Origin of the sequence: Paenarthrobacter sp. NCHU4564 (assembly GCF_052156435.1) — a bacterium.
GTDB lineage: Bacteria > Actinomycetota > Actinomycetes > Actinomycetales > Micrococcaceae > Arthrobacter.
In genome coordinates this window covers 1-5,466 of sequence record NZ_JBQLIS010000042.1, presented here as the reverse complement: position 1 = coordinate 5,466, position 5,466 = coordinate 1, and the positions used below count along the sequence as shown (strand labels likewise).

Sequence of the window (5,466 nt, the reverse complement as noted above, 5' to 3'; positions counted from 1 at the left end):
ATCCATCACAGCAGGGCTACGAGCCCTTCAGCTCTCAAGACACGAGACCCGATTCACCATCTACCGTGAAGAGCCACTTTTCCTGCCGGTCCGCGCCCGAAAACCCTGCCGGTCCCGGCACCTTGGACCAAACAGCAATAGCCGGGCGAGGCCCCGAATTACCAAACCGGCATTGCGCGGCGTCGTCTTTGCCGGACCACGGCGCGGATATTGACCGCCGCATCGCCTGTCGTGATTCCCGCATATTCCAGGCAGGAAGGAAGCAGAACCCAACAAAGGGCGCCCGTTAAACGCCAATGCCCCGGCACGCAGCCGGGGCATTGAGGCAGGTGAATCAGGAATTGGCCTTCTGGTACGCTTCCTGAATTTCGGCCTGAATACGGCCGCGGCTGTTTACCGTGTAACCGTTGTCGCGGGCCCACTGGCGGATCTGCGCGGAATCCTGGTTACGGGCAGTGGTGGAACGGCCCTTGGTGGCACGGCCACCTGATGTCTTCCGTGCTTTGGCCACATACGGCTCAAGAGCCTGGCGCAGGGAAGAGGCGTTAGCGGTGGACAGGTCCATCTCGTAGCTGACACCGTCCAGGCCAAAGCGGACAGTTTCATCGGCTGCCCCCTCATCCAGGTCATCGACGAGGATGATTTTTACTTTTTGTGCCATGAGTAGCCTCTCTTTTGGAGGGTTGGATATTCAGAAATCCCCATAGTGCTATTCCTGATTATCGTTCACGGCAAGCACACTCGTCAAAGGCATATGTGGATTACCGCTTACACCCCGCCAATTTACGGGCTATTTAGCGGCCGGGCCCTCGGTGTCAGGCGTCGAATTGCGCATATCGGCCTCGGCCTGGGCGCGGGCTTCGGCCTGGCGCTCGGATTTGTCCGCATTAAAGATCGACTTCATGGCGAACCAGAAGATCAATCCAACAACGATGGACGGCGCCAGGACTGCGATGTATTCCATGGTCAGTGGCCTTCAGGCTTCAGCAGGGGGAACAGGATGGTTTCACGGATGCCTGCACCCGTGAAGAGCATGACCAGGCGGTCAATACCCAGACCGATACCGCCCATGGGCGGTGCACCGTATTCCAAGGCACGGAGGAAGTCCTCGTCCAGCTGCATGGCTTCGACGTCGCCCGCGGCCGAGCGCCGTGACTGCTCCGTCAGCCGTTCACGCTGGATGACCGGGTCAATAAGCTCGGAGAACGCCGTGCCCCGCTCCATGCCGCCGATGATCAGGTCCCAGGCCTCGATCAGGCGGCCGTCCTCCCGGTGCGGACGCGCCAGGGGCTGGGCGGACGGCGGGTAGTCGTACACAAAGGTGGGGTTCAGCAATGTGGGTTCGACGATTTCGCCGAACAGTTCAACCACCAGCTTCTCGGCGTCCCACTGGGGATCGACCTTGACCTCATGCTTGGCGGCGATGGCCTGCAGTTCCGCCACCGTGGTGTCCGGGGTGATCTCAACCCCCACGGCTTCGGAAAGACCCGGGTACACCGGAAGCCAGGCCCATTCGCCGTCGAGGTTGATCTCGCCGGCCTCCGTCTGGATGGTGCGGGTACCTACGACGTCGGCCACATTCAGGATGATTTCCTTCATCCGCTCGGCCATGACGAACTGGTCAGCCCACGCCTCGTAGCACTCCAGGGTGGTGAATTCCGGACTGTGGGTTGAGTCCACGCCCTCGTTGCGGAACACGCGGCCCATGTCGTACACGCGGTCGATACCGCCAACAACTGCACGCTTGAGGAACAGCTCTGTTGCGATACGAAGGGTCATCTTCTGGTCGAACGCATTCATATGCGTCTCGAACGGACGGGCGGTAGCACCACCGTGGACCAGCTGCAGGATGGGGGTCTCCACCTCGACATAGCCATGGCGGTCCAGGGTGTCCCGGACAGAGCGGGTGATGGCGGCACGCTTGTAGACCATCTCGCGGGCTTCGTCGCGGACCATGAGGTCCACGTACCGCTGGCGCACACGGGTTTCCTCGTTGAGTTCAGCGTGCAGCACCGGAAGCGGCCGCAGTGCCTTCGAGGCCATGGACCAGGAATCGGCCATGACGGAGAGCTCACCGCGGCGGGAGGAGATGACTTCTCCCTTGATGAACACGTGGTCGCCAAGGTCCACCAGGGCCTTCCACTCGGCCAGCGCCTCTTCCCCGACGTTCGCAAGGCTGAGCATGGCCTGCAGGCGGACCGCCTTGCCGTCCACGCCGCCTTCCTGCAGCGTCGCAAAGCACAGCTTGCCGGTGTTGCGGACAAACACCACGCGACCGGTGATGCCCACGGTGTCGCCGGTCGTGTCATCGGCTTCCAGGTGGGCGTACTTCTCCCGGATTTCGGCCAGCGAGTGAGTCCGCTCGACACCCACGGGGTAGGCCTCCGAGCCACCCTCGATCAGCTTGGCGCGCTTCTCCATGCGGATGCGCATCTGCTCGCTGGCGTCGGCTGGTTCTGCGGTGGCATTCGGGGCGGGGGTGTTTGCGGAAGTCACAGTCCTTAAGTTTACCGTTGATTACGGGCCGCCACTTCCGGACATAGACTCGGGCTGTGGAGACATGGACGGTTGAAACGGACGACGGCGGCGGGCAGCTTGAGGTGCACACCTTCCGCCCGGCGTCGGGAGCCTCCCTTCCCGGATCTTCGGCACCTGCGGAACCACCCGGCGTCGTGGTTGTCCACGGCACCTTGGTGACGGATTCCCTGTACTGGCCGTTCGCCCGGACCCTGGGCGCCATGCTTGGCCGGCCGGTGCATTGCTACAACAGGCGCGGGCGCGGCAGATCGGCACCCCAGCCGGCGGGGTACTCGGCAGAGACGGAGGTTGCGGACCTGCAGGCAGTGATGGCCAAGAGCGGTTCGTCGGACGTGGTGGCGCACAGCTACGGCGGCTTCATCGCCCTCCAGGCTGCGCGCTCGGCCGCGATCAACCGGCTGGTCACCTACGATGCCGCAGTGTCGCTGTCCGGCAACCTCTCCAGCCGTTGGCGCCCCGAGCTGGAGCTGGCCGTGACGGCCGGGCAACTCGACCACGCGTGGGCGCATCTTGTCCAAGGGCTGGGTACAGCCGGGCCAATTTCCTACCTGCCCATGGGCGCGCTCCGCATGCTCAGCATCATGTCCGCCCGTACCCGGCTGGGATTCGAGATGCGCTCCCTGCTGCCCACCGCCGTCGTCGAAATGCGCGCCGTCCTCGACGCCGACGCTCACCTCAGCGACTTCGTGAAGCTCGCCACCCCCACGCTGATGCTCAGTGGCGGATGGAGCCCGTCCTACTTCGCTGAAACGGGCCGCGTCCTCGCGGGGGCTGTGCCGGCCATCGACTTTGCGATCGTGCCGCTGCAGTTCCACGAGGGGCCGCTCCGGCCGGGACGGCGCCTGGCCGCCCGGATTGCACGTTTCCTGTCGGCGGAACCGGCCGCCACTGTTCCGGCCACCTAGGATGATCCGGTGAAGGAACGCGACATTAAAACGCACGACGGCGGCAAACTCGCCTTATACACCTACGGCACGGAAGACGCGCCCGGGGAACATCGTGTAGTCCTGGTGGGCGGAGCGTTCCTGACGGCCCTGATCTACCGGCCCTTCTCGATCGCCCTCGCCAAGGGGCTGGGCGAGGGCTGGGCCGTGGACGTGTACGACCGCCGCGGCCGCGGGAAGTCGACGGCACAACCCCACAACTACTCCATGGCCACGGAAATCGCCGATGTCCGCACCATCATGGACGCAACCGGCGCCAGGAACATCCTGGGCCACAGCCTCGGCGGCTCGGTGGCATTGAACGCCGCACAGGCGTTCGCCGGCACGTGGCACGAGCCGGGAAAGCTGGCCGTGTACGACGCCGCCGTGAACATCGACGGAAGCATGGACACCAACTGGCTGGACGCGTTTGCGAGTTCCGTGGACCAGGGCAACATAAATCTGGCCCTTGCCCGGCTGAAGCGGGGAATGCATCCCGGAACGGCTCTCGCGCGCGTGCCGGAACCGGTCCTTGCCGGGCTAATGGCCGTGGTATCCCGTACCAAGATCAACAGGTTGTTCCGCGAACTCCTCCCCTCGGGCGTGGGCGAACTCAAGGCAGCCTTTGAGGCCAGCGGAAAAGCCAGCGACTTTTCAGTCCTGCCCGCGAACACGCATTTCATGGTCGGGAAGAAGAGCCCCCAGTACTACAAGGTGACAGCCACACGACTGCACGCCGCTGTTCCGGGAAGCACGTTGGAAGTCTCCCCCAAAGGCTTCCATGGCTCGGTGCCGGCGGCCGTGAAGGAACTGGTCACGGACATCTCCGACTACTTCATGCGGCCGCACGGATAGGACACCTTCCACACGGCAAGGGCATGCTGCCGGCATTCAGGTGGCTCGGTTAGGCTCGGAACATGACTCGCGAGATCATCACCACAGCGGACGGCGGACACCTCGAAGTTCTCACCACGGGTGGTGACCTGACAGGGGCAGGTTCCGGCGTCGTGGTGGTCCCCGCCTCCATGGTGACCGCCGCCGATTACACGCGTTTTGCGCAGAAGCTGAGCGAAGCCCTGGGCCGGCCGGTTCACACGTTCAACCGTCGCGGGCGGGGCAACTCTTCACCACAGGCAGAGGACTACACCCTGGAAGCCGACATCCGGGACCTCTCGGCGGTCATGAAGCACACCGTCAGCACCGACGTCTTCGGCCACAGCTTTGGCGGGGCAGTGGCGCTCCATGCCGCACGAACGTTGCCCGTGGAGCGGCTCGCAGTGTACGACCCCGCAGTTTCGGTCAACCACAGCGTCAAAGCCGACTGGACGCCGGAATATGAACGCGCGACGGCGGCGGGAGACTACGACCGTGGCCTCGCCGTCCTGATCAAGGGCGTTGAAACCGGCGGCGCCTTTTCGCGGATGCCGCTGTCCATGCTGACACTCGCCACCAAACTCACCTCGGGAACGCCCATGGGGAAGCAGATGCGTGAGCTCATGACCTGTGGAGTGCGGGAAATCAAGGCCGTGATCGCCGCTGACATGCCCGCTGAACCGTTCCTTGAACTGCCCCTGGAAACACTGATCGTTGTGGGTGAAAAGAGCCCGGCCTACTTCGGTGTGGCCTGCGGGCAGATCCACGATGTCCTGTCCGGTTCCAGTTACACCATCCTGCCGGGGTTCGGGCACGATGGGCCCAACAAGGCGCCGGACAAGTTGATCTCTGAGTTGTCGGTGTTCTTCTCGGGGTAGCGGCTACCCGATCAGGTCGCGTTTGTGCGCGTTCCGGGCGCTGGGAACGGCCTGGTTTGCGATCTGGTTTGGGGGTTAAGTGGATTTAGCCCCGGTTGTTGTGGTCGGGGTTTTTGTGTGGGTGGTTGGGTGGTTAATGTGGGAGACCCCCCAACGTGGTTGGGGGGTCTCGACCTGTGAATGGTTGTCCGGCGGTGTCCTACTCTCCCACACCCTCCCGGGTGCAGTACCATCGGCGCTGTGGGTCTTAGCTT

6 protein-coding genes are annotated in these 5,466 nt (G+C 63.6%); 3 read left to right on the top strand and 3 right to left on the bottom strand.

The window, feature by feature from the left end:
* Positions 1–334: 334 nt before the first annotated feature.
* The 3 genes from ACSVIE_RS20945 to lysS form a co-directional block, all read right to left on the bottom strand.
* Positions 335–661, bottom strand: a complete 327-nt coding sequence (locus ACSVIE_RS20945; protein ID WP_426005194.1) for a histone-like nucleoid-structuring protein Lsr2 — start codon at positions 659–661, stop codon at positions 335–337.
* A 129-nt stretch (positions 662–790) separates the two neighbouring features.
* A complete protein-coding gene (locus ACSVIE_RS20940; RefSeq protein ID WP_426005193.1) occupies positions 791–964 on the bottom strand; it encodes a hypothetical protein in 174 nt (57 codons plus the stop codon).
* Positions 965–966: 2 nt separating this feature from the next.
* Positions 967–2,496: a lysine--tRNA ligase gene (lysS, locus tag ACSVIE_RS20935; RefSeq protein ID WP_426005192.1), complete on the bottom strand. Its 1,530-nt coding sequence runs from the start codon at positions 2,494–2,496 to the stop codon at positions 967–969.
* 56 nt (positions 2,497–2,552) lie between these two features.
* On the opposite strand from lysS, the gene ACSVIE_RS20930 reads away from it, so the two are divergent.
* From ACSVIE_RS20930 to ACSVIE_RS20920, 3 genes are all read left to right on the top strand, one after another.
* On the top strand, positions 2,553–3,443 hold the full coding sequence (locus ACSVIE_RS20930; RefSeq protein ID WP_426005191.1) for an alpha/beta fold hydrolase: 891 nt from the start codon (positions 2,553–2,555) through the stop codon (positions 3,441–3,443).
* Between the two features lie 9 nt (positions 3,444–3,452).
* The gene (locus ACSVIE_RS20925) at positions 3,453–4,316 is read left to right on the top strand and encodes an alpha/beta fold hydrolase (protein ID WP_442425139.1); all 864 of its coding nucleotides are present in this window, start codon (positions 3,453–3,455) and stop codon (positions 4,314–4,316) included.
* Between the two features lie 62 nt (positions 4,317–4,378).
* Positions 4,379–5,212 carry an alpha/beta fold hydrolase gene (locus ACSVIE_RS20920; RefSeq protein WP_426005188.1) on the top strand — a complete coding sequence of 278 codons (834 nt, stop codon included), beginning with the start codon at positions 4,379–4,381 and terminating at the stop codon, positions 5,210–5,212.
* The last annotated feature ends 254 nt before the right edge of the window (positions 5,213–5,466 follow it).

Excerpts from the sequence above, each read along its gene's own strand:
- ACSVIE_RS20940 (WP_426005193.1), bottom strand. The coding sequence starts at position 964 with ATGGAATACATCGCAGTCCTGGCGCCGTCCATCGTTGTTGGATTGATC.
- ACSVIE_RS20920 (WP_426005188.1), top strand. The coding sequence starts at position 4,379 with ATGACTCGCGAGATCATCACCACAGCGGACGGCGGACACCTCGAAGTT.
- ACSVIE_RS20945 (WP_426005194.1), bottom strand. The coding sequence starts at position 661 with ATGGCACAAAAAGTAAAAATCATCCTCGTCGATGACCTGGATGAGGGG.